The 25243-nt window shown below is 66.8% G+C and carries 25 protein-coding genes; 13 read left to right on the plus strand and 12 right to left on the minus strand.

Annotation, left to right across the window (positions count from 1 at the left end; translation table 11 throughout):
* Nucleotides 1–34 precede the first annotated feature (34 nt).
* Entirely contained in the window at nucleotides 35–1354 is a 1320-nt protein-coding gene (locus tag PVW49_RS11635) for a nucleotide sugar dehydrogenase (RefSeq protein ID WP_074836290.1), read from the minus strand.
* Nucleotides 1355–1914: 560 nt separating this feature from the next.
* On the opposite strand from PVW49_RS11635, the gene PVW49_RS11640 reads away from it, so the two are divergent.
* Nucleotides 1915–2799, plus strand: a complete 885-nt coding sequence (locus PVW49_RS11640; RefSeq protein WP_074836291.1) for an MBL fold metallo-hydrolase — start codon at nucleotides 1915–1917, stop codon at nucleotides 2797–2799.
* A gap of 228 nt (nucleotides 2800–3027) precedes the next feature.
* Here PVW49_RS11640 and modC read toward each other — a convergent pair whose 3' ends face one another.
* The 3 genes from modC to modA are packed head-to-tail and all read right to left on the minus strand — an operon-like array spanning nucleotide 3028 to nucleotide 5542.
* A complete protein-coding gene (modC, locus tag PVW49_RS11645) occupies nucleotides 3028–4104 on the minus strand; it encodes a molybdenum ABC transporter ATP-binding protein (RefSeq protein ID WP_274590594.1) in 1077 nt (358 codons plus the stop codon).
* Nucleotides 4101–4769 carry a molybdate ABC transporter permease subunit gene (modB, locus tag PVW49_RS11650; RefSeq protein WP_048532725.1) on the minus strand — a complete coding sequence of 223 codons (669 nt, stop codon included), beginning with the start codon at nucleotides 4767–4769 and terminating at the stop codon, nucleotides 4101–4103. Before modB ends, modC begins: the two co-directional genes overlap by 4 nt.
* Nucleotides 4769–5542 carry a molybdate ABC transporter substrate-binding protein gene (gene modA, locus PVW49_RS11655; protein ID WP_274590595.1) on the minus strand — a complete coding sequence of 258 codons (774 nt, stop codon included), beginning with the start codon at nucleotides 5540–5542 and terminating at the stop codon, nucleotides 4769–4771. The genes modB and modA overlap by 1 nt, the downstream gene beginning before the upstream one ends.
* 131 nt (nucleotides 5543–5673) lie before the next feature.
* Here modA and PVW49_RS11660 point away from each other — a divergent pair, with 131 nt between their 5' ends.
* From PVW49_RS11660 to arsJ, 3 genes are read left to right on the plus strand one after another with little or no spacing between them, the layout of a single operon-like run.
* Nucleotides 5674–6522 (plus strand): arsenate reductase/protein-tyrosine-phosphatase family protein, encoded by an 849-nt coding sequence (locus PVW49_RS11660; protein ID WP_274590596.1) that lies wholly within the window; start codon nucleotides 5674–5676, stop codon nucleotides 6520–6522.
* Complete coding sequence (locus PVW49_RS11665; protein WP_074836300.1) at nucleotides 6519–7520, plus strand: ArsJ-associated glyceraldehyde-3-phosphate dehydrogenase; 1002 nt, start codon at nucleotides 6519–6521, stop codon at nucleotides 7518–7520. The genes PVW49_RS11660 and PVW49_RS11665 overlap by 4 nt, the downstream gene beginning before the upstream one ends.
* 16 nt (nucleotides 7521–7536) lie before the next feature.
* Nucleotides 7537–8808, plus strand: coding sequence for an organoarsenical effux MFS transporter ArsJ (gene arsJ / locus PVW49_RS11670; RefSeq protein WP_074836301.1), 1272 nt, complete (start codon nucleotides 7537–7539; stop codon nucleotides 8806–8808).
* Between the two features lie 60 nt (nucleotides 8809–8868).
* Here arsJ and PVW49_RS11675 read toward each other — a convergent pair whose 3' ends face one another.
* The 3 genes from PVW49_RS11675 to PVW49_RS11685 all read right to left on the minus strand — a co-directional run bounded on the left by PVW49_RS11675 (nucleotide 8869) and on the right by PVW49_RS11685 (nucleotide 10772).
* On the minus strand, nucleotides 8869–9681 hold the full coding sequence (locus PVW49_RS11675) for a hypothetical protein (protein WP_274590597.1): 813 nt from the start codon (nucleotides 9679–9681) through the stop codon (nucleotides 8869–8871).
* Complete coding sequence (locus PVW49_RS11680) at nucleotides 9674–10015, minus strand: antifreeze protein (RefSeq protein WP_274590598.1); 342 nt, start codon at nucleotides 10013–10015, stop codon at nucleotides 9674–9676. Before PVW49_RS11680 ends, PVW49_RS11675 begins: the two co-directional genes overlap by 8 nt.
* Nucleotides 10016–10199: 184 nt before the next feature.
* Nucleotides 10200–10772 carry a TlpA family protein disulfide reductase gene (locus PVW49_RS11685; RefSeq protein WP_074836306.1) on the minus strand — a complete coding sequence of 191 codons (573 nt, stop codon included), beginning with the start codon at nucleotides 10770–10772 and terminating at the stop codon, nucleotides 10200–10202.
* On the opposite strand from PVW49_RS11685, the gene argH reads away from it, so the two are divergent.
* From argH to PVW49_RS11715, 6 genes are all read left to right on the plus strand, one after another.
* Nucleotides 10771–12162: an argininosuccinate lyase gene (argH, locus tag PVW49_RS11690; RefSeq protein WP_048532718.1), complete on the plus strand. Its 1392-nt coding sequence runs from the start codon at nucleotides 10771–10773 to the stop codon at nucleotides 12160–12162. The genes PVW49_RS11685 and argH overlap by 2 nt on opposite strands.
* Complete coding sequence (locus tag PVW49_RS11695) at nucleotides 12159–12305, plus strand: argininosuccinate lyase (protein WP_274565984.1); 147 nt, start codon at nucleotides 12159–12161, stop codon at nucleotides 12303–12305. Before argH ends, PVW49_RS11695 begins: the two co-directional genes overlap by 4 nt.
* A gap of 5 nt (nucleotides 12306–12310) precedes the next feature.
* Nucleotides 12311–12637 carry a DUF2834 domain-containing protein gene (locus PVW49_RS11700; protein WP_274590599.1) on the plus strand — a complete coding sequence of 109 codons (327 nt, stop codon included), beginning with the start codon at nucleotides 12311–12313 and terminating at the stop codon, nucleotides 12635–12637.
* Nucleotides 12638–12747: 110 nt separating this feature from the next.
* The gene (locus PVW49_RS11705; RefSeq protein WP_274590600.1) at nucleotides 12748–13905 is read left to right on the plus strand and encodes a sugar-transfer associated ATP-grasp domain-containing protein; all 1158 of its coding nucleotides are present in this window, start codon (nucleotides 12748–12750) and stop codon (nucleotides 13903–13905) included.
* 42 nt (nucleotides 13906–13947) lie between these two features.
* The gene (gene lysA / locus PVW49_RS11710) at nucleotides 13948–15213 is read left to right on the plus strand and encodes a diaminopimelate decarboxylase (RefSeq protein ID WP_074836449.1); all 1266 of its coding nucleotides are present in this window, start codon (nucleotides 13948–13950) and stop codon (nucleotides 15211–15213) included.
* A 70-nt stretch (nucleotides 15214–15283) separates the two neighbouring features.
* Nucleotides 15284–17818 carry a TIGR02302 family protein gene (locus PVW49_RS11715; protein ID WP_274590601.1) on the plus strand — a complete coding sequence of 845 codons (2535 nt, stop codon included), beginning with the start codon at nucleotides 15284–15286 and terminating at the stop codon, nucleotides 17816–17818.
* 18 nt (nucleotides 17819–17836) lie between these two features.
* Here PVW49_RS11715 and PVW49_RS11720 read toward each other — a convergent pair whose 3' ends face one another.
* Nucleotides 17837–18682 (minus strand): zinc-ribbon domain-containing protein, encoded by an 846-nt coding sequence (locus PVW49_RS11720; RefSeq protein ID WP_074836317.1) that lies wholly within the window; start codon nucleotides 18680–18682, stop codon nucleotides 17837–17839.
* A 176-nt stretch (nucleotides 18683–18858) separates the two neighbouring features.
* On the opposite strand from PVW49_RS11720, the gene PVW49_RS11725 reads away from it, so the two are divergent.
* The 3 genes from PVW49_RS11725 to PVW49_RS11735 are packed head-to-tail and all read left to right on the plus strand — an operon-like array spanning nucleotide 18859 to nucleotide 21187.
* Nucleotides 18859–19536, plus strand: a complete 678-nt coding sequence (locus PVW49_RS11725; RefSeq protein WP_048532711.1) for a cell division ATP-binding protein FtsE — start codon at nucleotides 18859–18861, stop codon at nucleotides 19534–19536.
* 26 nt (nucleotides 19537–19562) lie between these two features.
* Nucleotides 19563–20438 (plus strand): cell division protein FtsX, encoded by an 876-nt coding sequence (locus tag PVW49_RS11730; RefSeq protein WP_048533921.1) that lies wholly within the window; start codon nucleotides 19563–19565, stop codon nucleotides 20436–20438.
* Nucleotides 20438–21187, plus strand: coding sequence for a lysophospholipid acyltransferase family protein (locus tag PVW49_RS11735; RefSeq protein ID WP_274590602.1), 750 nt, complete (start codon nucleotides 20438–20440; stop codon nucleotides 21185–21187). Before PVW49_RS11730 ends, PVW49_RS11735 begins: the two co-directional genes overlap by 1 nt.
* A 112-nt stretch (nucleotides 21188–21299) precedes the next feature.
* On the opposite strand, the gene lpdA is transcribed toward PVW49_RS11735, so the two are convergent.
* The 4 genes from lpdA to odhB form a co-directional block, all read right to left on the minus strand.
* On the minus strand, nucleotides 21300–22694 hold the full coding sequence (gene lpdA, locus PVW49_RS11740; RefSeq protein WP_274590603.1) for a dihydrolipoyl dehydrogenase: 1395 nt from the start codon (nucleotides 22692–22694) through the stop codon (nucleotides 21300–21302).
* Nucleotides 22695–22781: 87 nt separating this feature from the next.
* Nucleotides 22782–23192 (minus strand): MAPEG family protein, encoded by a 411-nt coding sequence (locus PVW49_RS11745; protein ID WP_274566002.1) that lies wholly within the window; start codon nucleotides 23190–23192, stop codon nucleotides 22782–22784.
* Between the two features lie 115 nt (nucleotides 23193–23307).
* The gene (locus PVW49_RS11750; protein ID WP_274565977.1) at nucleotides 23308–23571 is read right to left on the minus strand and encodes a hypothetical protein; all 264 of its coding nucleotides are present in this window, start codon (nucleotides 23569–23571) and stop codon (nucleotides 23308–23310) included.
* 120 nt (nucleotides 23572–23691) lie between these two features.
* Nucleotides 23692–25242 (minus strand): 2-oxoglutarate dehydrogenase complex dihydrolipoyllysine-residue succinyltransferase, encoded by a 1551-nt coding sequence (gene odhB, locus PVW49_RS11755; protein WP_274590604.1) that lies wholly within the window; start codon nucleotides 25240–25242, stop codon nucleotides 23692–23694.
* Nucleotide 25243 lies beyond the last annotated feature (1 nt).

Consider the following 25243-nt stretch of genomic DNA (forward strand, 5'->3'; position numbering starts at 1 on the left):
CCTCTCTGCGATCACGATGTTGCGAAGTGCTGGCTTACCAGCAGATGCCCTCGTAGGTGCCGCTCGACACCTTCTGGCGGTTCATCCGGGTCAGATCGAGCACCGGGCGGTCCTTGGCCGCGGCCTCGAGCGTATCCAGCGTGTCGCGGTAGAAGTTGCCCACCAGAATCGCGCCGGCCTCATGGATCATCGCATCCAGGTCCGGGGTCATCCGGTCCTTGAGATCGGGGATCACGTCATTGCCGCGGCCCGCCGCCGAATTGTCGTTGGCATAGGCTTCGTGCACATAGGGATCATAGACATCGACCTGCACGCCGTTCCTGATCAGCCGTGCCGCCAGCTCTGCCAGCGGGCTTTCGCGCAGGTCGTCGGTGCCCGGTTTGAAGGAAATGCCGACAAAGCCGACCTTTTTCGCCCCGGTGCGTTCCACCATCGCCTCGGCGCGGCGGATCTGTGCCTCGTTGGCCTCGAGCACCGCGTTCAGCAGATGTGCCGGCGTGTTCTGCGTCTCCGCCAGATGGCGCAGGGCGCGCACGTCCTTGGGCAGGCAGGAGCCGCCGAAGGCAAAGCCGGGCCGCATGAAGTAGGACGAGATGTTGACCTTGGTGTCGGAGCAGAGAATCTCCATCACCGTCTGCCCGTCGAGGCCGGCGGCCTTGGCGATATTGCCGATCTCGTTGGCAAAGGTCACCTTGACCGCGCGCCAGGTGTTCGAGGTGTATTTCACCATCTCGGCGGTGCGCACATCGACAACTTTGATGTCGCAGGGCAGGTCGATGTTGATCGCGGTCAGGATGTCTGCGGTGCCCTGATCCAGCGCGCCGAAGACGATCAGGCCGGGATCGTCGTAATCCTCGATCGCGGTGCTTTCACGCAGGAATTCGGGGTAATAGCCGACACCGAAGTCGCGCCCGGCGATCTTGCCGCTTGCGGCTTCCAGCGCCGGGATGCAGGTGTGCTCGGTCGAGCCGGGCACGATGGTCGAGCGGATGACCACGCTGTGGTAGCCCTGCTTTTTCGCCATTGCCGCGCCGATGTTGCGGCAGGCGGTCTCGACATAGGTCAGCCCGACAGAGCCATCCGGCGCGCTGGGCGTGCCGACGGCGATAAAGGAGACGTCGCTGTTGTCGATCGCATGCTGCACATCGTCCGTGGCAGACAGCTTGCCGTCGCCGACAACCTGCGCAATAAGCGCATCCAATCCGTTTTCGACGATCGGGGAAAGCCCCGCATTGATCGCCTCGACCTTCCCCGGCTCGACATCGACCGCGATGACCTGATGACCGTCGCGGGCCAGGCAGGCCGCTGAGACCACGCCTACATACCCAATGCCAAAGACACTGATTCTTGCCATTTGCTCTACCTCTACTGTCCACCCTTGTGGGCGGTTATGATTTTTTATTGTTGCCCTTATTTTGGGCATTTTTTGAGACTAGTATGCTCGTTTTATACGGAGATATTAAGAATTTGCGTCAGATTGGTAATGTAAAACGTGAATTTTGTGCGCGTTCACATTTGCGGTGGTATTTGCGCCACAGTCGATTCCGGGGCATCGGTATAGGATGACGCGCAAAGGCATCACGTCACTCCCATTAATCCTGGGTTAACCTTGAGTGAAGATATTGACAGGAAATTCACGGATGCCACGATATATCGTGATTTGAGCGTGAATTGAGGGGGCGTCAATCTGCGCGTCCAGTCCGAGTCACCGCCGCCGCCCGGGCCACATGAACCAGTGTTCAGAAATCCGCTGCAAGAAAAAACTTCACAGGGTTCCGCTACGTAGCAAAACCCTTGTCGCGGTGGTTCGATTGACGCATTCAAACATTGCTATGTATTGAAACGTCTTTCATGCTAGTTTAACTGACGTCAGGCCAAAGGCGCCGCAGGGCGCCCCGGATCAGGAGAGGCATTATGACCAGCTATCCCGTGAACATGACCGTTACCCCGCAGGTGCAGGCTTTCTTTGACGAGGCCACGAATACGATTTCCTATATCGTCCGGGATCCGGGGTCGGACGCCTGTGCGATCATCGATTCCGTCATGGACATCGATTATGCGGCAGGGCGGATCACCTATGATCACGCCGATGCGCTGATCCGGTCGATCGAAGAGCAGGGGTGTCGTCTCGAGTGGATCATCGAAACCCATGTTCATGCCGATCACCTCTCGGCCGCGCCCTATATTCAGGACCGGCTCGGCGGCAAGATCGGCATCGGATCGAAAATCATGGTGGTGCAGGACACCTTCGGCAAGGTGTTCAATGAAGGCACCGAGTTTCAGCGCGATGGCAGCCAGTTCGACAAGCTGTTCGAGGATGGCGATCGCTACATGATCGGCACGATGGAGGCCTTTGCGCTTTACACGCCCGGGCATACTCCGGCCTGCATGACCCATGTGATCGGCGATGCGGCCTTTGTCGGCGACACGCTCTTCATGCCTGACGGCGGCTCGGCGCGGGCGGATTTCCCCGGCGGCGATGCCGGCGAGCTCTACGATTCGATCCAGAAGGTGCTGCGCCTGCCGGACGAGATGCGGCTGTTCATGTGCCACGATTACGGCCCCAACGGCCGCGACATCCAGTGGGAGACCACGGTGGCGGAGGAAAAGGCGCACAACATCCACGTCGGTGGCGGCAAGACGCGCGAGGATTTCATCAAGTTCCGCACCGAGCGCGATGCCACGCTGGCCATGCCCAAGCTGATCATCCCCTCGCTTCAGGTCAACATGCGCGCCGGCGAGGTGCCGCGCGACAAGGACGGCAACCCGGTGCTCAAGGTGCCGGTCAACGGCCTCTGAGCCGTCGCGCGCCCCGGACCTGATCCGGGGCCCCGCCGCCGCCTTTCCGCCCCGGACATATGATCCGGGGCCTTTCTCCCCGTCCCGAGACGCGACGCATCCCTTTGCGAAAACACCGAACGGTGCCCACTCACCCTCGCATGTCCCGTTGCCCGCCGATCCTGCTCTATGCGGTTCCAATGGGGCGCCTTGCGCCACCGTACCCCGCACTGGGGGCCGACGCCCTGTCTACGGGTCTTCGCGCCCGACCTGATGCCGGGCCACCGCCATCGACTTGACCAGCGCGAAACAGCTTTGTCCGACCGCCAGCCCCATCGCCTGCACCGAACGCTGGGTGATCCGCGCCAACAGCACCTCGTCGCCTACCGTCAGGGTCACCAGCGCGCCCGGCCCGTCGCCCGGCAGCAGGCTCTCGATCACCCCGGGGATCACGTTGAGCGCCGAAATCGCCTCGGGGCGGCGGCGGGCCAGCATGACGTCATGCGCCATGATCCGCACCCGCACCAGATCGCCCGGGGTGCCGCTGATCCGCGGCAGCCAGAGCGGCCCGCCGGCGCTGCGCAGCCGGGTCAGCCCGTCCTCCTCCTGGCCATCGATCCGCGCCGTCAGCGTTGCTCCGGCTTCGCGCAATCCCATGCCGCGCAGGGCGCGCGGATCGAACAGGATATCCTCGGTCGGCCCGTCGCGCAGCACCTGGCCCCGGTCGATCACCACGATGCGGTCGGCCAGCCGGCGGGCCTCCTCCATGTCGTGGGTCACCAGCACCACCGGCATGTTCAGATGTGCCCGGAGCCGCTCGATCTCGGCGTAAAGCCCCTCGCGGGTGCCCCGGTCGACCGCCGAGAACGGCTCGTCGAGCAAGAGCACCGCCGGATCGCGCGCCAGCGCCCGGGCCACCGCGACCCGCTGTTGCTGCCCGCCCGAAAGCTCCGCCGGCCGGCGTGCCTCGAGCCCGCCCAGATGCACCAGCTCCAGCACGGCGCGCGCCCGCGTCTCATCGGCGCCGGCGGCCATCACGTTGGCCAGTGCCGTCATCTGCGGGAACAGCGCGTAAGACTGGAACACCACGCCCAGCCGCCGCCGATGGGTGGGCAGACGCGTGCCCCGCGCGGTATCGAGCCAGGTCTCGCCGCCCACGGCGACGCGGCCTTGGTCCGGTTGCCAGAGCCCGGCAATCGCCCGGAGCAGGGTGGATTTGCCTGCGCCGGAGGGCCCGACCAGCGCCAGCAGTTCGCCGGCCTCGACCTGAAACGCCACATCGAGCGGGATCGGCGCCCCGGAACTGACCGCCACCTCGAGCGTCACGACAGCCTCCGCCCGGCGCGCGCCGAAAGCCGGAAGGTCACCGCGATGGTCACCAGCGAGATTGCCAGCAGCACCGCCGACATCTGCGCCGCGCCGGCCATGTCAAAGGCCTGCACCCGGTCGTAGATCGAGATCGCCACTGTCCGCGTTTCGCCCGGGATCGCGCCGCCGACCATCAGCACGATGCCGAATTCGCCCAGCACATGGGCAAAGGTCAGCACCATGCCAGTCAGCACCCCGGGCCAGGCCAGCGGCAGCTCGACCCGCCAGAGCGCCGTCAGCGGGGCCATGCCGCAGCAGGCCGCCGCTTCGCGTACCTCGCGCGGCACCGCCTCGAAGCCGCGCTGGGCGGGTTGCACCGCAAACGGCAGGTTGAACAGCACCGAAGCCGCGACCAGCCCCTCGAAGCTGAACACCAGCGGCCCGCCGAACGCGCCCTGCCAGAGCCGGCCCACCGGGCTTTCGGCGCCGAAGGCCACCAGCAGGTAGAACCCAAGCACCGTTGGCGGCAGAACCAGCGGCAGGATCACCAGCGCCTCGACGACGCCCTTGCCGGCAAAGCGATGAAAGGCCATGAAGCGGCCGAGAAACACCGCCACCGGCAAGAGCAGCACGACCGTCCAACCCGCAAGATGCAGTGAGAGCCAGAGCGCGGGCCAGTCCATCAGGCGGGCTCCGGCGCGGCAAAGCCATAGGCGGCCAGGATCTCCTGCGCCGCCGGTGTTTGCATGAACTCGTGAAACGCCCGGGCGGTCGCGCCAGCCTTGGGCGTCAGCACCATGCTTTGATCGAGCGGGCTGTGCCAGGCGTCGGGGATCAGCGCGCTTTCGGCCCGTGCCCGCAGGGTGTCGGCCGCCGCCAGAGAGGCCGCGACCAGCCCGCCCTGCGCATTGCCCGAGCTTGCGAATTGCGCCGCCTGGGCGACATTCTCGCCAAAGACCAGATGCGGGGCGATGGCCTCCCAGAGCCCGCGATGCAGCAGCGCCTCGCGGGCGCGCTGGCCATAAGGCGCATGTTCCGGGGTGGCGATGGCAAAGCGGCGGATCTCGCCTCGGGTCAGCGCCGCGGCGAGCCCGTCCATCGCCGCATCCACTGCCAGCCCGCCGTGCGGCGCGATCAGCGCCAGGCGGCCGCGGGCATAGACCGTGGCGGCCGCCTGAACCGCACCGCTATCGGCCAGAACCTGCACATAGGCGGCATCGGCCGACAGAAAGAGCTCGAACGGGGCGCCATTTCGGATCTGCTGTGCCAGCGTCCCGGAGGAGCCAAAAGCCACCCGCACCGGCCCTCCGCCAGCGGTGGTAAAGCCCGCAGTCAAGGCCGGCATGACAAAGCGTAAAGAGGCCGCCGCGGCAATCACCGGCGGCGCCTCGGCCTGCGCCGGCAGGGCCAGGGCAGCGGCGGTCAGGGTCAGAAAATGACGGCGGGGCAGCGGCATGTCGGGCGGTTTTCCAAGGTTTCCGAAACCTTATCGGCGCCGGGGCAGGGATAAAAGCCCGACCTTCGACGCGGGGCAGGCGCGGCGCTTTTTCGTTGTGGAATCATCTTTCATTCGATATTTCACAAAATATGGAAAAAGAAGCCGCCACCCTCACCGAACAACTCGCCGCGCTCAGCCATCCGCAGCGCCTTGCGGTGTTTCGCCTGCTGGTCCGGCGCTGCCCCGACGCGCTGCCGGCCGGCGAGATCGCCGAGGTGCTGGGGCACAAGGCCTCGACGCTTTCGGTCTATCTTGCCGCGCTCACCCGGGTCGGCCTGATTTCCCAGACCCGGCGCGGCACCTCGCTGCTTTACGCGCTTGACACAAAGGCGGCGCAGGGTCTGGTGAGCGATCTGTTTCTCGATTGCTGTCGCGGGCGGCCCGATCTCTGCCCGCCGATCTTTCACCCCCTGTCCGACAGGAGCCAGACCATGCGTGACCGCAGCTACAACGTTCTGTTCATCTGCACCGGCAATTCTGCCCGGTCGATCTTTGCCGAGGCGATCCTGCGCGATGTGGCGGGCGACCGGTTCAACGCCCATTCGGCCGGCACCAGGCCCGGTTCCGAGCTCAACCCGATGGCGCTCGAGATACTGGCCGCCAAGGGCATTCCGACCGGCGATCTGCGGGCCAAGAACGTCGATGAATTCCAGGGGCCCGAGGCGCCGACCTTCGATTTCGTCTTTACCGTCTGCGACCGCGCCGCCAACGAGGAGTGCCCGGCCTGGCAGGGTCAGCCGATCAGCGCCCACTGGGGCCTGCCCGATCCGGTCAAGACTACCGGCAGCGCGGCCGAGCGCAGCCTGGCCTTTCAACAGACCTACGCCATGATGCGGCACCGGATCATCGCCTTTGCCGCGCTGCCGCTCGATGCGCTCGACCGCGTCTCGCTGCAAAACAGGGTCGATGACATCGGCCGCGAAAAGGAAACTGCATGACCACCTATGCCTTGAACGGCCTCGGGCGGATGGGAAAGCTCGCCCTGCGTCCGCTTCTCGAACGCGGCGCCGAGATCGTCTTTGTCAACGATGCGGTCGGCGACCCGGCAATGCACGCGCATCTTCTGGAGTTCGACACGGTGCATGGCCGCTGGCCCGCCACATTTGCCGCCGATGACCAAAGCATCACCATCGACGGCATCCGCATCCCCTGCCGGCAAGGCCGTGAGATCGCCGATCTGCCGCTCGAGGGTGTGGACGTGGTGATCGATTGCACAGGGGTCTTCAAGAGTGCGGCCACGCTCCAGCCCTATTTCGACGCGGGCGTGAAAAAGGTCGTGGTCTCCGCCCCGGTCAAGGACGGCAACGCCGCCAATATCGTGATGGGGGTGAATCACGACCGCTATGATCCGGCCGGTCACCGCATCGTCACGGCGGCAAGCTGTACCACCAATTGCCTCGCGCCGGTGGTCAAGGTGATCCACGAGAACCTCGGCATCAAACATGGGTCGATCACCACGATCCACGATGTGACCAATACCCAGACCATCGTCGACCGTCCCGCCAAGGACCTGCGTCGCGCCCGGTCAGCGCTGAATTCGCTGATCCCCACCACCACCGGATCGGCAACGGCGATCACGCTGATCTACCCGGAGCTTGCCGGCAAGCTGAACGGCCATGCGGTGCGGGTGCCGCTGCTCAATGCCTCGCTGACCGATTGCGTTTTCGAAGTGGCGCGCGAAACCTCGACCGAAGAGGTCAACGCGCTGTTTGAAGCGGCCGCCGCCGAAGGTCCGCTCACGGGCATTCTGGGGTATGAGACCCGGCCGCTGGTCTCGACCGATTACACCAATGACCCAAGGTCCGCGATTGTCGATGCGCCTTCGACGATGGTGGTGAATGGCACGCAGGTGAAGATCTATGCCTGGTACGACAATGAATGGGGATATGCCAACCGGCTGGCCGATGTTGCCCTGATGGTCGGCGCGGACCTCTGAGAGCGGAGCCGAAGCAATGACCGCTCAGACCGCTGAGACCCCGAACGGGCTTGCCGCCTATATTGCCGTCACCGCGGCCTATTGGGCGTTCATGCTCACCGATGGCGCGCTGCGGATGCTGGTGCTGCTGCATTTTCACACCCTGGGCTTCAGCCCGGTACAGCTGGCCTATCTCTTCGTGCTCTACGAGATCGCCGGCGTGGTGACCAACCTCTCTGCCGGTTGGATCGCCGCGCGCTTTGGCCTGACCTCGACATTGTATGCCGGGCTGGGAGTGCAGGTGCTGGCGCTGCTGGCGCTGGCGCAGCTCGATCCCGGCTGGGCGGTGGGCGCCTCGGTGGCCTATGTGATGGCGGTGCAGGGGGCTTCCGGCGTGGCCAAGGACCTGGCCAAGATGTCATCGAAATCAGCGGTCAAGGTACTGGCCCCGAAAGAGGGCGGCGGGCTGTTTCGCTGGGTGGCGCTGCTGACCGGCTCGAAGAACGCGGTCAAGGGTCTCGGCTTCCTGGCCGGCGCTGCGGCGCTGGGCCTTTTCGGCTTCACCGCCTCGGTGCTGGGCATGGCGGCGGTGCTGTCCCTGATCCTCCTGGCTGTCGCGCTGCGCATGCCGGCGGGGCTGTCGATGGGGCGCAAGGACGCGAAATTCCGCGAGGTGATATCGAAGAACCGCGAGATCAACTGGCTGAGCGCGGCGCGGGTGTTCCTTTTTGGAGCCCGCGATGTCTGGTTCGTGGTCGGCATCCCGATCTATTTCTACGCCGTGCTGTCGGATGGCACCGAAGCCGGCAACCGCGCGGCCTTTTTCATGATCGGCAGTTTCATGGCGGTCTGGACCATCCTCTATGGCGCGGTGCAGGCCGCGGCGCCACGGCTGTTGCGCGCCCGAACCCGGCCCGACCCCGAAATTGCCGCCCTGGCGCGGCATTGGGTGGCGGCGCTGATCCCGGTGCCGGCGGCGTTGGCGGCGCTGGTGGTGATGTCTGGCGCGCCGGCCCCGTGGCTGACCGGGGTGCTGGTGATCGGCCTGCTGATTTTCGGGGCGCTCTTTGCGGTGAACTCGGCGCTGCATTCCTACCTGATCCTCGCCTTCACCAGCGACGACCGCGTGACGCTGGATGTCGGCTTCTACTACATGGCCAATGCGGCGGGCCGGCTTCTGGGCACGGTGATGTCGGGGCTGGCCTATCAGATTGGCGGCGTGGCGCTCTGCCTTGCCGCGGCGGCGCTGTTCATCGCGCTGAGCTGGGGCGCGATGGTGAGGCTGGCGCCGGGGCAGGCCCGGGGCTAGGCAAGAAAAAACCCCCGCCGGTGGCGGGGGTCGTGGAGCTCTTGAGCCTTGAAGCCGAGCTTACTTGGAGCCCGGCATCGGCTTGGGCGTCGCGGGCATGCGCTTGCGGGTGCGCCGCGCCGGGGCGGCCGGTTTCGCGGTCGCCGCCTTGGGCGGCTCTGCCTTGGGAGCATCGGTTTTCGGCGTTTCGGTTGTTGCAGCGGGCTTCGCCGCTTCTGCATTCGGCGCTTCGGCCTTGGCAGCAGGCTTCGCCGCTTCTGTTTTCGGCGCTTCAGCCTTGGCAGCAGGCTTCGCCGCTTCGGTCTTCGGCGCTTCGACCTTGGCAGCGGGCTTCGGTGCGACTGTCTTGGGCGCTTCGGCCTTGGCGGCAGGCTTGGCCTCTTCGGTTTTCGGCGCTTCGACCTTGGCAACAGGCTTCGGTGCGTCTGTCTTGGGCGCCTCAACCTTGGCAGCAGGTTTCGGCGCCTCGGCCGTCGGTGCCTCGACCTTGGCTGCGGGCTTCGGCGTTTCGACCTTGGCCGAAGGTTTTGTCACCTGGGCCGGTGCGCTAGCCGCCTTGGCAGCCGATGCTGCGGGGGCCGGTTTCTCCGCGACCGGTTTCACCGGTTTCGCCGCGGGTTTGCGCGCCGGGGCCTTGCGGGCGGCCGACTTGGCCGTCGCCGGTTTGCCGGGCGCTTCGGCCGCGGTATTTGCCGGGGTGGCCACGACCGGGCCCACCGGCGAGAGCAGCTTGGCGCTCTCGAAGGCCGAAGTCATCATGACCTGCGCAAGGCGCATGTTGGATTCGAAGGCGCGATTGGCCATCTGAAGGCAGGCCGCCGACATTTCAAGTTGTTTGACAAGCAGATTCATCAGTCTTTCCTGTTTATGCAAGGTTTCCGAACAGGGCTCCCGGCCCGGCAGGCCCGCGTTTTGCAAGCCGGCTCCGGTTGTCGCCCACGGCATCCGACAGCGGCGCCACCCAGACCAACGTCACCTGCTCGGGGCGCTGGCCCGACGCCAGCGCCAGCGCGGCGGCCAGATTGGCCTCGAAAAAGGCCGCTGGCTTTTCGGTGAACATGCGGGTGGTTTCATCCCGCGCAACCGACCAGCCGCCAAACATGCCGAGGCTGCGATAGGCGATGACGCATTGGGCCTGCGCGGCCAGCGCGCCCATGGCAAGACAGGCGTTCCAGCTGTCGAGGGCCTGCTTCAAGCCTGTCTGCATCTCTCCGTGTCGTCCTTCGCGGCACCGGGCACGCCCGGACGTGGCGCTCGCCACGATTTCTGTCACCGGCCAGTATAACACGAGTTGCCGCGCTTGCAGCATATTTAATGCTGCACCGCGGCAGGCGTCGGCGGCCTGTTGCCGTTAGGTCAGGAGGCGCGAAAAGCGGCGCTATTCCAAGGGGTCAGCTGTCAATCATCGCTTGCAAAATGGCCTTGGCACTCTCGCCCGACCAATCGGCGTCACCTTCAAGGCGGGCGATCTCCCGGCCTTCGCGGTCGAGAATCACCGTTGTCGGCAGGCCCAGCACCCGGACGCCGCGGGCTATCGCCTGATCGGGATCGCGGTGCAGCGGCAGGTTGTCGACACCGATGCTTTCGAAGAACCGGGTCATCGAGGGCGCCGGGTTGCGGCCGGTGGCCAGCGTCACCACCTCGAAATCCTCGCCGCCCAGCTCGGTCTGGAGATCGGCCAGCATCGGCATTTCCTTGCGGCAGGGCGCGCACCAGGTGGCCCAGAAGTTCAGCAGGACCACCTTGCCAAGGTAATCGTCGAGGTTGAGCGCCGCGCCATCGAAATCAGTGAAATCCCGTGCCGGCACCGAGACCGGGGCGGGATGCACCTTGAGCTTTTGCATGTCGCCCTCGCGCAGCGCCTCGAGCGCGGCGGGATCGGCAGCATTTGCGCTTGCCCCCAAGCCCATATAGACAGCGGCAGCAAGAGCCGATGCATTCAATCCCCGACGAGTGAGCTTCATGTCAGACAAATCCTCAAACCAGATGTGGGGCGGCCGCTTTGCCGCTGGACCGGACGCGATCATGGAGGCGATCAATGCCTCGATCGGCTTCGATCAGCGCATGGCCGCACAGGATATCGAAGGCTCCCGCGCCCATGCGGCGATGTTGGCCGCCCAAGGCATTATCGACGGTAGAGACGCCGAGGCGATCAGGGAAGGGCTTCTCACGATCTTGTCAGAGATCGAGGGTGGTGGGTTCGCCTTTTCCACCGCGCTGGAAGACATTCACATGAATGTCGAGGCCCGGCTGAAAGAGGTGATCGGCGAACCGGCGGGCCGTCTGCACACCGGCCGCTCGCGCAATGACCAGGTGGCGACCGATTTCAAACTCTGGACCCGCGACCAGCTTGATGCGGTCGATCAGGCGTTGGGCGCGCTGATCAAGGCGCTGCTGGCCCAGGCCGAGGCCGGGGCCGATTGGGTGATGCCGGGCTTTACCCATTTGCAGGTCGCCCAGCCTGTCACCTGGGGCCACCACATGATGGCCTATGTCGAAATGTTCGCCCGCGACCGTTCGCGCATCCAGGACGCCCGCCGCCGGATGAACGAATGCCCCCTCGGCGCCGCCGCGCTGGCCGGCACCTCCTTTCCGATCGACCGCGAGGCAACGGCGCAGGCGCTGGGTTTCGACCGCCCCGCCGCCAATTCGCTCGACGCCGTGTCTGACCGGGACTTCGCGCTGGAATTCCTCGCCGCCGCCTCGATCTGCGCCATGCACCTCAGCCGCCTGGCCGAAGAGCTGGTGATCTGGTCCTCGGCGCAGTTCCGCTTCGTGACGCTCTCGGACCGGTTCTCGACCGGCTCCTCGATCATGCCGCAAAAGAAGAACCCCGACGCCGCCGAGCTGATCCGTGCCAAGATCGGCCGCATTTTCGGCGCCAACGTGGCGCTGATGACGGTGATGAAGGGGCTGCCCTTGGCCTATTCCAAGGACATGCAGGAAGACAAGGAACAGGTCTTCGACGCCGCCGACAACCTGATGCTGGCGCTGGCCGCGATGGAGGGGATGGTCAAGGACATGTCGGCCAATCGCGACAGCCTCGAGGCCGCGGCCGCAACCGGGTTCTCGACCGCGACCGACCTGGCCGACTGGCTGGTGCGGGTGCTGGGCATGCCGTTCCGCGATGCGCATCACGTCACCGGTTCGCTGGTGGCCAAGGCCGAGGCCAAGGGCTGCGATCTGCCCGACCTGAGCCTCGAAGAGATGCAATCGGTGCATGAGCATATCACCCAGGACGTCTTTGACGTGCTGGGCGTGCATAATTCCGTGGCCTCGCGCACCTCTTATGGCGGCACCGCGCCGTCGCGGGTGCGCGAACAGGTGGCGCGCTGGAAAGAGGCGCTGGCATGAGCCGCCTCGCGGCGCTGGCCGCGTTCGTGCTTTTGGCGGCCTGTGGCGTCGACGGCGAACCGGAGCGGCCCGAGGCCAGGACGCCGGTGAACCTGTCGGTCACCGGCACCGCCGAGGTCGGCCTTTCCGGCGGTTCGAGCTGAACGCCATGGCCGGGGTCTCTCCGCTTCGCTGGCTCTACCTCGCGCTCGCGCTCTGGGGGGCGGTGCATCCGATGGCTTATCTCCTGCGTTGGTTTTCGCAGAACGGGTTTGACCTGCCGGGCCTGGTGGCGGCCTGGCATGTCAATGCGGCGACCAGCGGGCTGGTCTGGGACCCGACGATTGCCGCCCTGGCGCTGACCCTCTGGATCGCCGCCGAGGTGGCGGTCCGCCGCAACTGGGAGGCGCTGCTGGCGATTCCGGCAACCTTTCTGATCGGCCTGTCCTGCGGCTTGCCGCTCTATCTCTTCCTGCGCAGCCGGCCTATACTTTAGCGCGCATTCCTCTACCAGAATTCCCGCGTTTGTAACGCAGCTGCCCCATTCCAGCCATATTTGGCTGGGAAATTATGGCCGGACTCAGCCAGGGGAATCCACAGCGCGCCATGACCTTTGTCTCTGCCAACAAGACAGCCGTTTCCGTGCCACCCGCCGCAGGCCAGGGCCGGCTGATGCGGGTGGCCCGCGAACACGGAGTCGGGCCGGTCAGGCAATATGCCCAGATGCTGGCGCTGCGGGTCAGGGGCACCGGGATCGACACCGGCGAATATTACGATTTCGGGCTTTACGACAACGCGCACACCGGCCGCGGCCGCGCGCGCTTTCTTGGCGAACAGGCCAGCCGCGAGCTCAATCTTTCGCTCTCCCCGGATGGGGTCTGGCACCACGACGCCATCGTTTCGGACAAAGTGGCGCTGGTGCAGTACCTTGCCGAACGCGGAATGCCCACCGCCGAGACCCAGGCCACCGTCGGCAAGAGCCATGCCTTTGGCGGCATCCCCCGGCTCAGGAACACCGGCCAATTGTTGGGTTTTCTCTCCGCCGGGGCGCGTTATCCGCTGCTGGCCAAGCCGACCTTCGGCCGGCTCAGCACCGGCGTGCCGCGCATCGACCGGATCGACGACGAAGGTCGTTTCCTGCGCTTTGCCAATGGCCGTTGCGCCGATCTCGCGAGCTTTGCCGAAGAGCTGATGCGGGATCACGGCCGCACCGGCCTGGTGTTCCAGAGCGCGCTGCGTCAGCACGGCGCACTGACGGCGCTGACCGGCCCGGCGCTTGTCACCCTCCGGCTGGTGACCCTGGCCGAAGCGCCGCAGGCGCCTGCCGTGCTCTATGCGCTGGCCTGCCTGCCGGATGCGGGCGTGGGAATGCTCTGCCCGGTCGACCTGTCCGATGGCACGCTGGGCGAGATCCGTCGGGGCAGCGGGCCTGACACCGAGTGGCGCAGCAGCCATCCGGTTACCGGCCGGCGCCTGACGGGGCAGGAGCTGCCCGACTGGCGCGCGGCCTGCGAGCTGGCCTCTGCGGCCCATGCGCTCTTGCCGGAATGCGGCATCATGGGCTGGGATATCGGCCTGACCGTCGACGGCCCGGCGCTTGTCAGCGGCACCGGCACGCCGCGCCACGCGCTCTATCAGCTGGCCCATTGCGAAGGCGTGATGAACCCGCGCTTCGCGCCCCGATTTCGGGCGGTGGCGGCGCGGCAGGCGCAGGCGGTGCAGGTGGCACTCGGGCGCGGCGCGGCGCCCGGCACGCGGCGCTGATCGCCCATTGATCCCACCGGCGGTTTTGCTATGACCGCCGCCATGGATCATTTTCTCTACCGCGACGGCGCGCTTTTCGCCGAGGACGTGCCCGTGGCCGAGATTGCCGCCACGGTCGGCACGCCGTTCTATCTTTATTCCACCGCCACGCTGCTGCGCCATTTCACCCTGTTCGACGAGGCGCTGAACGGTCTGCCGCATCTGGTCTGCTACGCGATGAAGGCGGCCTCGAACCAGGCGATCCTGAAGACGCTGGCGCAGGCCGGGGCGGGGATGGATGTGGTCTCGGGCGGGGAATATGCCCGTGCCAGGGCGGCCGGCGTGCCGGGCGAGCGGATCGTGTTTTCCGGTGTCGGCAAGACGCATGAGGAGATCCGCACTGCGCTGACCGGCGGCATCCGCCAGTTCAATGTCGAGAGCGAGCCGGAAATGGCGGTGATCTCCGAAGTCGCCAGCGCGCTGGGCGTCGAGGCGCCGATCACCATCCGGGTGAACCCGGATGTCGATGCCAGGACCCACGCCAAGATCGCCACCGGCAAGAGCGAGAACAAGTTCGGCATCCCGATTTCGCGCGCCCGCGAGGTCTATGCCCATGCCGCCAGTCTGCCGGGCCTCAAGGTGGTGGGCATCGATGTGCATATCGGTTCGCAGCTTACCGAGCTCGAGCCGTTCCGGCTGGCCTACCGCAAGGTGGCCGAACTGACCGAAACGCTGCGCGCCGACGGCCATGACATCGAGCGCCTCGATCTCGGCGGCGGGCTGGGTATTCCCTACACCCGCTCGAACGAGGCGCCGCCGCTGCCGGTGGAATACGGCGCATTGATCAAGGAGACCGTCGGCCACCTCGGCTGCGAGGTCGAGATCGAGCCGGGGCGGCTGATCGCCGGCAATGCCGGTATCCTGGTGTCCAAGGTGATCTACGTCAAACAGGGCGAGGACCGGCAGTTCCTGATCCTCGACGGCGCGATGAACGACCTGATCCGCCCGGCGATGTACGATGCCTGGCATGATATCGTGCCGGTGATCGAGCCCGAGGCCGGGGTCGAGCAGACCGCTTATGACATCGTTGGCCCGGTCTGCGAATCGGGGGATACCTTTGCCAGGGGCCGGATGATGGCGCCGTTGGTCCCCGGCGCTCTGGTCGCCTTCCGCTCGGCCGGGGCCTATGGTGCTGTAATGGCAAGCGAATACAACACCCGCCCGCTGATCCCCGAGGTTCTGGTGCGGGATGATAAATTTGCTGTCATCCGCGCCCGTCCGACCTTTGACGAAATGATAAACCGCGATACCATCCCCGAGTGGCTCTGACGCGCCCCCGCGTTCGGGCCGGTCAGTATGGAGCGGTATCATCCCCCGGACGACACGGTATCTTGAGAGTGTGAGCCGCATTCGCGGCGCGGTGACCCTGACATATCTCGGCCTCTGGTCCGAGCGTGTGACGCGTGCCTTCTGGCCGCTGTGGTCGGTGGCGCTTGTGGCGCTTGCCCTCCTGATGCTCGGTATGCAGGATCTCCTGCCGCTCGAGGCGGTCTGGGCGCTGATCGTGTTTTTTGCGCTGGGCGGGCTGCTGACGCTGGGCCTTGGCCTGCGCCGGTTCCGCCGGCCGCGCCGCGACGAGGCGCTCGACCGGCTCGATGCGACGCTGCGGGGACGGCCGCTGCAAACCCTGCGTGACAATCAGGCGATCGGCGGCAGTGATGCCGCCTCGGTCGCGGTCTGGCAGGCGCATCAGGATCGCATGGCCGCGCGCGCCGCCGAGGCGCGCGCCGTTTCGCCGGATCTGCGGGTGTCGCGGCGCGATCCCTTTGCCCTGCGTTACGTGGCGGTTCTGGCGCTGGCGGTGGCGCTGCTCTTCGGCTCGTTCTGGAAGGTCTCTTCGGTCACCGGCGTCACCGCCGGCGGCCAGGCGCTGGCCTCTGGCCCGACCTGGGAAGGCTGGGTCGAGCCGCCGGCCTATACCGGCCTGCCGTCGCTCTACCTTGCCGATCAGACCGGCGGCACGCTGGAGGTGGCCGAGGGCAGTCGCATCACCCTGCGGTTTTACGGCGAGGTCGGTGCGCTGACGGCGCGCGAGACGGTCTCGGGCCGCACTGCCGAGGTGGAAAGCGTGGCCGAGGCCTCGCAGAGCTTTGAGGTGCGCCAGCCCGGGGCGCTGGTGATCGACGGCCCGGGCGGCCGTGACTGGCAGATCGCGCTCGCCGCAGACACCGCCCCGCAGGTGCGCGTGATCGACGAGATCACCACCGCCGCGCGCGGCGAGATGTCCTTGCCCTTCGAGGCCGAGGACGATTACGGCATCCGCTCCGGCGAGGCCACCATCCGGCTCGATCTGGCCGAGGTCGACCGCCGCCATGGCCTGGCCGTCGAGCCCGAGCCTCGCGAGGCGATCAGGGTGCCATTGCCGCTGCCGATTTCCGGCTCGCGGGCGGCCTTCAACGAGACCCTGATCGAGGATTTCTCGCAACATCCCTGGGCCAACCTGCCGGTCACCATCGAGCTGCGGGTCATCGACGACCGCGACCAGACCAGCGCGCCCGAGACCCTGGCCACGCCGCTGCCCGGCCGCCGGTTTTTCGATCCTTTCGCCGCCGCCATCATCGACCAGCGCCGGGCGCTCTTGTGGTCGCGCGGCAATGCCGGCGACGCGGCAATGATCCTGCGTGCCATCACCCACCGCCCCGAAGGTCTTTTCCGGTCGGCCGTGCCCTACCTGCGGATGCGTACCATCCAACGCCGGCTCGAGAGCTTTGCCGCCACCGGCATGACCGGTGCGCAACGTGACGAACTGGCCGCTGCGATGTGGGATCTGGCGGTGCTGCTCGAGGATGGCGACCTGTCGGATGCGCTCGAACGGCTGCGCCGGGCGCAGGAGCGGTTGTCGGAGGCGATGAAGAACGGCGCCTCGGATCAGGAGATCGCCGAGCTGATGCAGGAGCTGCGCGAGGCGACGCAGGATTACATGCGGCAATTGGCCCAGCAGCAGCGCGAGAACGGGGAACAGCCCGAAACGGCGCAGACCCCGGAAAACATGATGGAGATGACGCAAGACGATCTTCAGGCCATGATGGACCGGATCCAGGAGCTGATGGAACAGGGCCGCATGGCCGAGGCCGAACAGGCGCTGGCCGAATTGCAGCAGATGCTCGAAAACATGCAGGTCACCCAGGGCCAGCAGGGTCAGGGCCAGCAGTCGCCCGGCCAACAGGCAATGGACGGGCTGGCCGAGACCCTGCGCGATCAGCAGGGGCTGTCGGATCAGGCGTTCCGCGACCTTCAGGAACAGTTCAACCCCAATGCCCAGCAAGGCCAGAACCAGGGCAACCAGGGTCGGGATGGCCAGCAGGGCCAGGGCGAGCAGCACCAGCAGGGCGAAGGCCAGGGCCAAGGTCAGCAGCAGGGTGAACAGGGTCAAGGCGGGCTCGAAGGCGAACTGGCCGACCGGCAGGAGGCGCTGCGGCGCGAGGTCGAACGCCAGCGTGGCGCTCTGCCCGGTCAGGGCACCGAGGCCGGCCGCCGGGCGCAGCAATCGCTCGAGGATGCCGAACGCGCCATGGAGGGCGCCGAACAGGCGCTGCGCGCGGATGATCTGGCCGAGGCAATCGATCGCCAGGCCGAAGCGATGGACGCGCTGCGCGAGGGCATGCGCAACCTCGGCGAAGCGCTGGCCGAGGAACAGCGGGAACAGGGCGGTCAGGGCGACACCGCCGGCGCCCGCGAGGGCGAGCGCCGTGATCCGCTGGGCCGCGACGCCGGCAATTCCGGCACCATCAGCAGCGGCGAAGAGTTGTTGAACGGCGAAGACGTCTATCGCCGCGCCCGTGAGCTTCTGGATGAAATCCGCCGCCGCTCGGGCGAGGGCGCCCGGCCGGAAATCGAACGCGACTATCTGGAACGGTTGCTCGACCGGTTCTGATGGCGGGCGAGGCCGGGATCAGCCCGGGGTTTGTGCCGCCTCCGACGACATGCCGTCGAGCCAGTGCAGCGCCGCCAGCACCTGCGCATCGAGCCAGCCCCGCAGCCCGTTGACCCAGATCACATAGCTCTCGAGCGCTGGCGCGAGTCCCGGGGCCGTCTCGGCGATCTGCGGCGAATAGGCATAGATCAGCGCCGCAATCGCCACCAGAAGCAACACCCAGGTAAAGCCACGGCGGAAGTGGCTGCGTGCGGTGCGCTCGGGCTCGGCGGCGATCTCTTCGCTGGCCTCGCTTTTGCGCGGCTGATCGGTGGAACGCAGGGTCGAGTTGATCTCTTCGATATCGGGAAGCAGTTCGCGCCGCGAGCCGCTGGCGGCGGCGGCCGCCGCCGCGGTGGCGCTGGGCGTCGGCTCCGGCGCTTTCGGATCCTTGCCGCGCAGGCGCGCCATGCGCTCGCGCGATTGTCGCGCGCGCTGCGCCTGCTCGTCTTCGGTGCGGCGCATGTCGTCAAGCCCGAGATCGGGCTGGCTCTCGACCGCGCCGCGCTCGGCCTCGCGCACCCGGCTCTCGCGCTCGGCCTCTTCGCGTAGCACGCTGGCGACTTCCGGGTCCAGCTGGCGCTGGGGCGCGGCGGGCTGCGGCGGTGTGGAGGGCGCTGGCTCCGGCGCGGCGGCTGACGCGTCTTCCGGGCCCGGGCGTGCCGACTGCCGGGCGGGGTCAAAATCTTCGTGCTCCGGGGCGCCGGCGGCGGGCTGAAACCAGGTCTTGCCGCAGGCCGAACATTGCACGTCCCGGCCCTCGGGCGGAACCACATCATCCGGAACCTCATACTGCGCGTCGCAATTCGGGCACGTCAGCCGCATCTTTCCCACCTGTCGCTCTTTCGGGGGCTACCCCTGCCTCAGCTTGGATCATATGTCCACCGATCGGCAAGGAAAAGCGCAATGCCGCCAAGGGCGCGGATTGCAAGTGGGGCAGGGCTGTTGCATTACGGGCCGGACTTGACGACGAACCTTATTTTACAGGGCGGGGCGCATACGTGATCGAGCTTGATGAAGTGGCCTACAGCTATGGCGGCGGCGAACTGCTGACCGACCTGTCGCTCAGGCTGGCGCCGGGGTCGTTCCACTTCCTCACCGGCCCCTCCGGCGCCGGCAAGACCACCTTTCTCAAGCTCTGTTACGGCGCGCTGGTGCCGACCGGCGGGCAGGTGCGGCTTTTCAATCAGGACGTGCGCGAGCTCGACCGGGACGGCATCGCCTATGCCCGCCGCAGGATCGGCGTGGTGCATCAGGATTGCCAGTTCCTCGATCACCTGCCGGTGGCCGAGAACATCTCCTTGCCGCTGGCGGTCTCGGGACAGGACAGGCTGGCGGCGCAGGCCAACCTCAAGGAGCTGATGTCCTGGGTCGGCCTGGCGCATCGCGCCCAGGCCCTGCCGCCCGAGCTGTCGGGCGGCGAGCGGCAGCGTGCCGCGCTGGCCCGGGCGCTGATCCTGTCGCCCGACGTGATCCTTGCGGATGAGCCCACCGGAAACGTCGACTGGGAAATGTCGCAGCGGCTGCTGAAATTGCTCGTCGAACTCAACAAGATGGGCAAGACGGTCATGATTGCCACCCATGATCTCAGTCTGATCCGCGCCGCCAAGCACCACGTGCAGGCCCGCGTTTTGCGGATCTCCGGGCGCAAGCTGCAACTGGCGGGGGCGGACCTGTGAAGATCAACCTCGCCGCCGTGACCGACATGCTGTCCTTTGATGCCGGCGCCGACCGGGTGGTGCCGCCCACCGGCTTCACCGCCCGGCTGACCGTCTTTACTGCCGGGGCCATGGCCTTTCTCGCGGTCTTTGCGCTGGCGCTGTCGCTGGCGTCCGGGCGGCTGGCCGCGAACTGGCGTGACGCACTGGCCGGCAGCGCCACGCTGCGGATCTCGGCACCCGCCGCGCAGATGGCCGCGCAGACCGAGCGCGCGCTCACGATCCTGTCTGAGACCCCCGGCGTGGCCGAGGCCCGCGCGCTGGAGCCGGACGAACAGCGCGCCCTGCTGGAGCCCTGGTTCGGCCCGGACCTGCCGGTCGAGAGCCTGCCGGTGCCGCAGTTGATCGAGGTGCGCGAGACCGCCTCGGGCTATGACGGCGACGGGCTGCGGCTCAGGCTCCAGGCCGAGCTGCCCGGCGCGGTGCTCGACGATCATACCCGCTGGCGCAAACCGCTGGTCAGCGCGGCAGGACGGCTCAAGTTGCTGGGCTGGCTGGCGATCGTGCTGATCTTTGGCACCATGGGCGCGATGATCACCCTGGCGGCCAATGCGGCGCTGGCGGCCAATGCCCAGGTGATTCAGGTGCTGCGCCTTGTGGGCGCCACCGACACCTATATCGCCCGCGCCTTCGTGCGCCGCTTTACTCTGCGCGCCGCCACCGGCGCCGGCGCCGGCGTCCTTGCCGGGCTGCTGGCGGTGGTTCTGCTGCCCGGCGCCGGCTCCGAGGCCGGCGTGCTCACCGGGCTGCGCTTTCAGGGGGGGCATTGGCTCTTGCCGCTGCTGGTGCCACTCCTCGCGGCGGTGGTGGCCTTTGCCGCCACCCGCTATGCGGCGATGCGCGTGCTTGGGGGACTTCGCTGATGCAATATGCGCGGTCGCTGCTGTTCAATTTCCAGATGTACCTGATGCTCGGCCTCATGGGGATCGCCTATTTTCCGTTGGCGCTGGCCAGCCGCGACGGCGCGCAATGGGCCTGCAAGACCTATTGCCGCTGGGTCCGCTGGACCGCCGGCTGGATGGTCGGGCTGAAAACCGAGGTGCGTGGCGCGGTGCCGCAGGGCGAAGTGCTGGTCGCGGCGAAGCACCAGTCGTTTCTCGACATCATCATCATCTTCTCGGCCTTGCCGGCGGCCAAGTTCATCATGAAGCGCGAGCTGCTCTGGGCACCGGTCCTCGGGCAATATGCCGCCCGCATCGGCTGTGTTCCGGTGGCTCGCGGCAAGCGCGGGGCCGCGATCAAGAAGATGGTGGCCGACGTCGCCGCCGGCATGGCCAACCCCGGGCAGCTGGTGATCTATCCGCAGGGCACCCGCGTCGCGCCGAACCGCTATCTGCCCTACAAGGTGGGCTCGCATGTGCTCTACGCTGAGTTGGGCCAGCCCTGCGTGCCGGCGGCGACCAATGTCGGTGTCTTCTGGCCGCGCCACGGCGTTTTGCGCAAACCCGGCCTTGCGGTGGTGGAGTTCCTCGAGCCGATCGCGCCGGGGCAGTCGCGCGCGAGCTTTCTGAACACGCTGGAAGAGGTGGTCGAGCGGCGCTCGCAGGAGCTGATGCTCGAGGCGGGGTTCGCGGATCTACCGGAGGAAAACCGGCACCTGACCCGGCCCTGAACGATCCGGCCGGTCGGGCAGGCGAAATTCCGTCACCGGAAAAATGTGCAAAAATTCCGTGAGGATTTCTGGCATGGCCGGTGGCGGGGCTGGGCCCGCCACCGGCGCGGTCTCACATGTGGATCGCGCCGTCGCCGCAGGCCAGCGCCGCTTCGCGCACCGCTTCCGAGAAGGTCGGATGGGCATGGCAGGTCAGCGCCACGTCCTCGGCGGAGGCGCCAAATTCCATCGCCACGCAGATTTCGTGGATCAGGTCGCCGGCCGCCGGGCCGATGATGTGGCAGCCGAGCACCCGGTCGGTTTCCTTGTCGGCCAGCAGCTTGACGAAACCGTCGCCGGCGAACACCGCCTTGGCGCGGCCGTTGCCCATGAAGGAGAACTTGCCGACCTTGTAGGCGCGGCCTTCTTCCTCGAGCTGTTCCTCGGTCTTGCCGACGCTGGCGACCTCGGGATGGGTGTAGATCACGCCCGGAATGACCCCGTAGTTCACATGGCCATGTTTGCCGGCGATGACCTCGGCCGTTGCCATGCCTTCGTCCTCGGCCTTGTGCGCCAGCATCGGGCCTTCGATGGCGTCGCCGATGGCATAGATGCCCTTGACGCTGGTCTGCCAGTCGTCACCCACCTTGATCTGGCCGCCCTTGGTGGTCTCGATGCCGAGATCGGAGAGGCCGAGGCCGTCGGTAAAGGGCCGCCGACCGGTGGCGCAGAGCACCACATCGGCCTCGGCCGTGGCCTCGCTGTCATCCTTGCGCAGCTTGTAGTTGACCTTGGCCTTGGTCTTGGTGGCCTCGACGCTCGAGACCGCGGCGCCGAGCGTGAATTTCAGCCCCTGCTTCTCGAGCAGCTTCTTGAACTGCTTCTGCACGTCGGAATCCATGCCGGGGGTGATGTGATCGAGGAATTCGATCACCTCGACCTCGGTGCCCAGCCGGGCATAGACCGAGCCCATCTCGAGCCCGATGACACCGGCGCCGATGACGATCATCTTTTTCGGCACCTTGCCCAGGGCCAGCGCGCCCTCGGAGGTGACCACGACCTTTTCGTCGACGGTGACATCGGCGCCGGGCACCGGCGAAGGCTCGGAGCCCGAGGCGATGATGATGTTTTTCGCATCGTGCACCTCGTCGCCGACCTTGACCTTGCCGGCCGCGGGGATCGAGCCCCAGCCCTTGAGCCAGTCGATCTTGTTCTTCTTGAACAGGAATTCGACGCCCTTGGTGTTCTGGCCGATGACGTCGTCCTTGTAGGCCTGCATCTGCTTCCAGTCGACCGAGGGGCTTTTGCCCTTGAGGCCCATCCTGGCAAAGTTGTGCTCGGCCTCGTGCAGCTGATGGGTGGCGTGCAGCAGCGCCTTGGAGGGGATGCAGCCGATGTTGAGGCAGGTGCCGCCGAGGGTCTCGCGGCCCTCGACGCAGGCGGTCTTGAGACCCAGTTGCGCGCAGCGGATGGCGGCGACATAGCCGCCGGGGCCTGCGCCGATGACGATGACATCATAACTTGCCATGGTGTGTCCTTTCTTGGTCGGGCAATTCGGGGGCGCTGCCCCCGGACCCCCGGGATATTTGCGGCCAGAAGAAGATGCGGGTTGGGCTCATAGCAAGGCTGCCACGAGCAGGGTGAGGATGGCGACAAGGCCCAGTGCCCAGAACAGGCTGCGCCAGGGCACCCAGCCGAAGGCATAGGCCGGGATGTAGAGCAGCCGGGCGACAAGGTAGAGGCCCGAGGCCGCGGCGGTGACACCGCTGGCCTTGTCGGCGAAGGTCACCACCAGGGTGGCGATGGCGAAGAGGATCAGGCTCTCGAAGTGGTTGTTCATCGCCCGGTAGAGCCGCGCGGTGCGCAGGCTCACCTGATCCTCGAGCGCGCCACCCAGACGGGGGCGGTCGCGCGGAGAGAGGGTCTTGCCCGGGCCGAGCTCGAGATTGGCCGGGACCGCCATCAGGGCGATCTGGCCGATTTGCAGCAGGGCTGCGAGGGTGAGGGCGGTGAGCTCGGGGGTCACGGACACAACGCGCCCCGGGCTTGACCCGGGGCCTCCTGGGGGCGGGCAAGCGAGAGGCCCCGGAGCAGGTCCGGGGCGAGGGGGGCCTGGGGGGCCGGGGCGGCGGGTGCGATCCTCATAGCGTATCCAGGATGTGGCAGGCCGCGTCCCGGACGCCGGCTGTCTCGGACCGGGCCCTGGCGCGCGGACCATCGATGAAGTCGCGGGCCTTGTCCAGGTCGTTGACCTCGAAGAGGCAGAACACCCGGGATGGCGTGTCGTGTTCCTGCCAGATTTGCAGAAGCGAGAGGCCGGCGTCGCGCTGTGCCTCGGTGTCGGCATCGAAATGCTCTTTCCAGCTGGCAAAATCGTTCACGTCGTAGCGGCAAAGCAGTTGCATCTTGTGCCTCCTCGTTTCCCTCCCCAGGCCGCCGCGTAAGGGGCGGGGGCGCGGCCCCCTCCCGGTTGCGGTTCCCGCGGGCGTGCCGGGCGGACGCCCGGCCGACGGCCCGGCGCCGGGTTACAAATCCATCAGCAGACGCCGCGGGTCTTCCAGCGCTTCCTTGACGCGGACGAGGAAGGTGACCGCGCCCTTGCCGTCGACGATGCGGTGATCGTAGCTTAGTGCCAGGTACATCATCGGGCGGATCTTGATCTCGCCGTTCACCACCATCGGCCGGTCCTGGATCTTGTGCATGCCGAGGATGCCCGATTGCGGCGGGTTGAGGATCGGCGAGGACATCAGCGAGCCATAGACGCCACCGTTGGAGATGGTGAAGGTGCCGCCCTGCATCTCGGCCATCGACAGCTTGCCGTCGCGGGCGCGTTTGCCCTTTTCGCCGATCGCCTTTTCGATTTCGGCAAAGGACATCTGGTCGGCGTCGCGGATCACCGGCACGACGAGGCCCTGCGGCGTGCCGGCGGCGATGCCCATGTGCACGAAGTTCTTGTAGACGATGTCGGTGCCGTCGATCTCGGCGTTGACCTCGGGCACCTCTTTCAACGCATGGCAGCAGGCCTTGGTGAAGAAGGACATGAAGCCGAGCTTCACATCGTGTTTCTTCAGGAACAGATCCTTGTATTCGTTGCGCAGCGCCATGACCTCGGTCATGTCGACCTCGTTGTAGGTGGTCAGGATGGCGGCGGTGTTCTGCGCGTCCTTGAGGCGGCGGGCGATGGTCTGGCGCAACCGGGTCATCTTGACCCGCTCCTCGCGCGAGGCATCCTCGGCCGCCACCGGCGCACGGGGCGCGGTCGCGGGGGCCGATGCCGAAGCGGCTGCGGAAGTGGCGGCCACCGCCTTGGCGACGTCTTCCTTCATCACCCGGCCGTCGCGGCCCGAGCCCTGCACCTGATCGCGCGAGAGGCCTTTTTCGGCCATCGCCTTCTTGGCCGAGGGGGCATCCTCGACGTCGTTCTCGTCCCGCCCGGCGGGGGGCGTGGTGTACTGGCTGCCGCCGGCCGGATGCCCGGCATCGTCAGCGGACGCCGCGGCGCCGCCTTCGGACGAGATCACCGCCAGCTTGGCCGAGGCCTCGACGGTGTCGCCTTCCTTGGCGGTGATTTCCGCCAGAACGCCGGTCGCCGGGGCGGGCACTTCGACGCTGACCTTGTCGGTTTCCAGCTCGCAGAGCATCTCGTCCTGGGCCACCGGATCGCCGACCTTCTTGAACCAAGTCGAGACCGTCGCCTCGGTCACGCTTTCGCCGAGGGTGGGGACCATGACATCGACGCTGCCGCCGCCGCTGGCGGCTCCGTCGGCCGCGCCGGAGGTCTCTTCCTCGGTCTTGGCTTCGGCCGGGCGTTCCTTGGGTTCGGTGGCACCGGCTTCGCCGCTCTCGGCGATATTGGCAAGCAGGGCGTCGACGCCCACGGTCTCGCCTTCTTGCGCCACGATGTCGGACAGTTTGCCGGCGGCGGGCGAGGGCACCTCGACCGTCACCTTGTCGGTTTCCAACTCGCAGAGCATCTCGTCCACCGCGACACTGTCGCCCGGTTTCTTGAACCAGGTCGCCACGGTGGCCTCGGTCACGGATTCACCCAGCGTGGGCACGCGTACTTCGGTCGGCATA

It is taken from the genome of Marinovum sp. PR37, assembly GCF_028807375.1.
GTDB lineage: Bacteria > Pseudomonadota > Alphaproteobacteria > Rhodobacterales > Rhodobacteraceae > Marinovum > Marinovum algicola.

Coding starts and splice junctions, on each gene's coding strand:
- PVW49_RS11635 (WP_074836290.1), bottom strand. CDS start 1,354: ATGGCAAGAATCAGTGTCTTTGGCATTGGGTATGTAGGCGTGGTCTCA.
- PVW49_RS11640 (WP_074836291.1), top strand. CDS start 1,915: ATGACCAGCTATCCCGTGAACATGACCGTTACCCCGCAGGTGCAGGCT.
- modB (WP_048532725.1), bottom strand. CDS start 4,769: ATGGACTGGCCCGCGCTCTGGCTCTCACTGCATCTTGCGGGTTGGACG.
- modA (WP_274590595.1), bottom strand. CDS start 5,542: ATGCCGCTGCCCCGCCGTCATTTTCTGACCCTGACCGCCGCTGCCCTG.
- PVW49_RS11660 (WP_274590596.1), top strand. CDS start 5,674: ATGGAAAAAGAAGCCGCCACCCTCACCGAACAACTCGCCGCGCTCAGC.
- PVW49_RS11665 (WP_074836300.1), top strand. CDS start 6,519: ATGACCACCTATGCCTTGAACGGCCTCGGGCGGATGGGAAAGCTCGCC.
- arsJ (WP_074836301.1), top strand. CDS start 7,537: ATGACCGCTCAGACCGCTGAGACCCCGAACGGGCTTGCCGCCTATATT.
- PVW49_RS11680 (WP_274590598.1), bottom strand. CDS start 10,015: ATGCAGACAGGCTTGAAGCAGGCCCTCGACAGCTGGAACGCCTGTCTT.
- argH (WP_048532718.1), top strand. CDS start 10,771: ATGTCAGACAAATCCTCAAACCAGATGTGGGGCGGCCGCTTTGCCGCT.
- PVW49_RS11685 (WP_074836306.1), bottom strand. CDS start 10,772: ATGAAGCTCACTCGTCGGGGATTGAATGCATCGGCTCTTGCTGCCGCT.
- PVW49_RS11695 (WP_274565984.1), top strand. CDS start 12,159: ATGAGCCGCCTCGCGGCGCTGGCCGCGTTCGTGCTTTTGGCGGCCTGT.
- PVW49_RS11700 (WP_274590599.1), top strand. CDS start 12,311: ATGGCCGGGGTCTCTCCGCTTCGCTGGCTCTACCTCGCGCTCGCGCTC.
- PVW49_RS11705 (WP_274590600.1), top strand. CDS start 12,748: ATGACCTTTGTCTCTGCCAACAAGACAGCCGTTTCCGTGCCACCCGCC.
- lysA (WP_074836449.1), top strand. CDS start 13,948: ATGGATCATTTTCTCTACCGCGACGGCGCGCTTTTCGCCGAGGACGTG.
- PVW49_RS11720 (WP_074836317.1), bottom strand. CDS start 18,682: ATGCGGCTGACGTGCCCGAATTGCGACGCGCAGTATGAGGTTCCGGAT.
- PVW49_RS11730 (WP_048533921.1), top strand. CDS start 19,563: ATGCTGTCCTTTGATGCCGGCGCCGACCGGGTGGTGCCGCCCACCGGC.
- PVW49_RS11735 (WP_274590602.1), top strand. CDS start 20,438: ATGCAATATGCGCGGTCGCTGCTGTTCAATTTCCAGATGTACCTGATG.
- lpdA (WP_274590603.1), bottom strand. CDS start 22,694: ATGGCAAGTTATGATGTCATCGTCATCGGCGCAGGCCCCGGCGGCTAT.
- PVW49_RS11750 (WP_274565977.1), bottom strand. CDS start 23,571: ATGCAACTGCTTTGCCGCTACGACGTGAACGATTTTGCCAGCTGGAAA.
- odhB (WP_274590604.1), bottom strand. CDS start 25,242: ATGCCGACCGAAGTACGCGTGCCCACGCTGGGTGAATCCGTGACCGAG.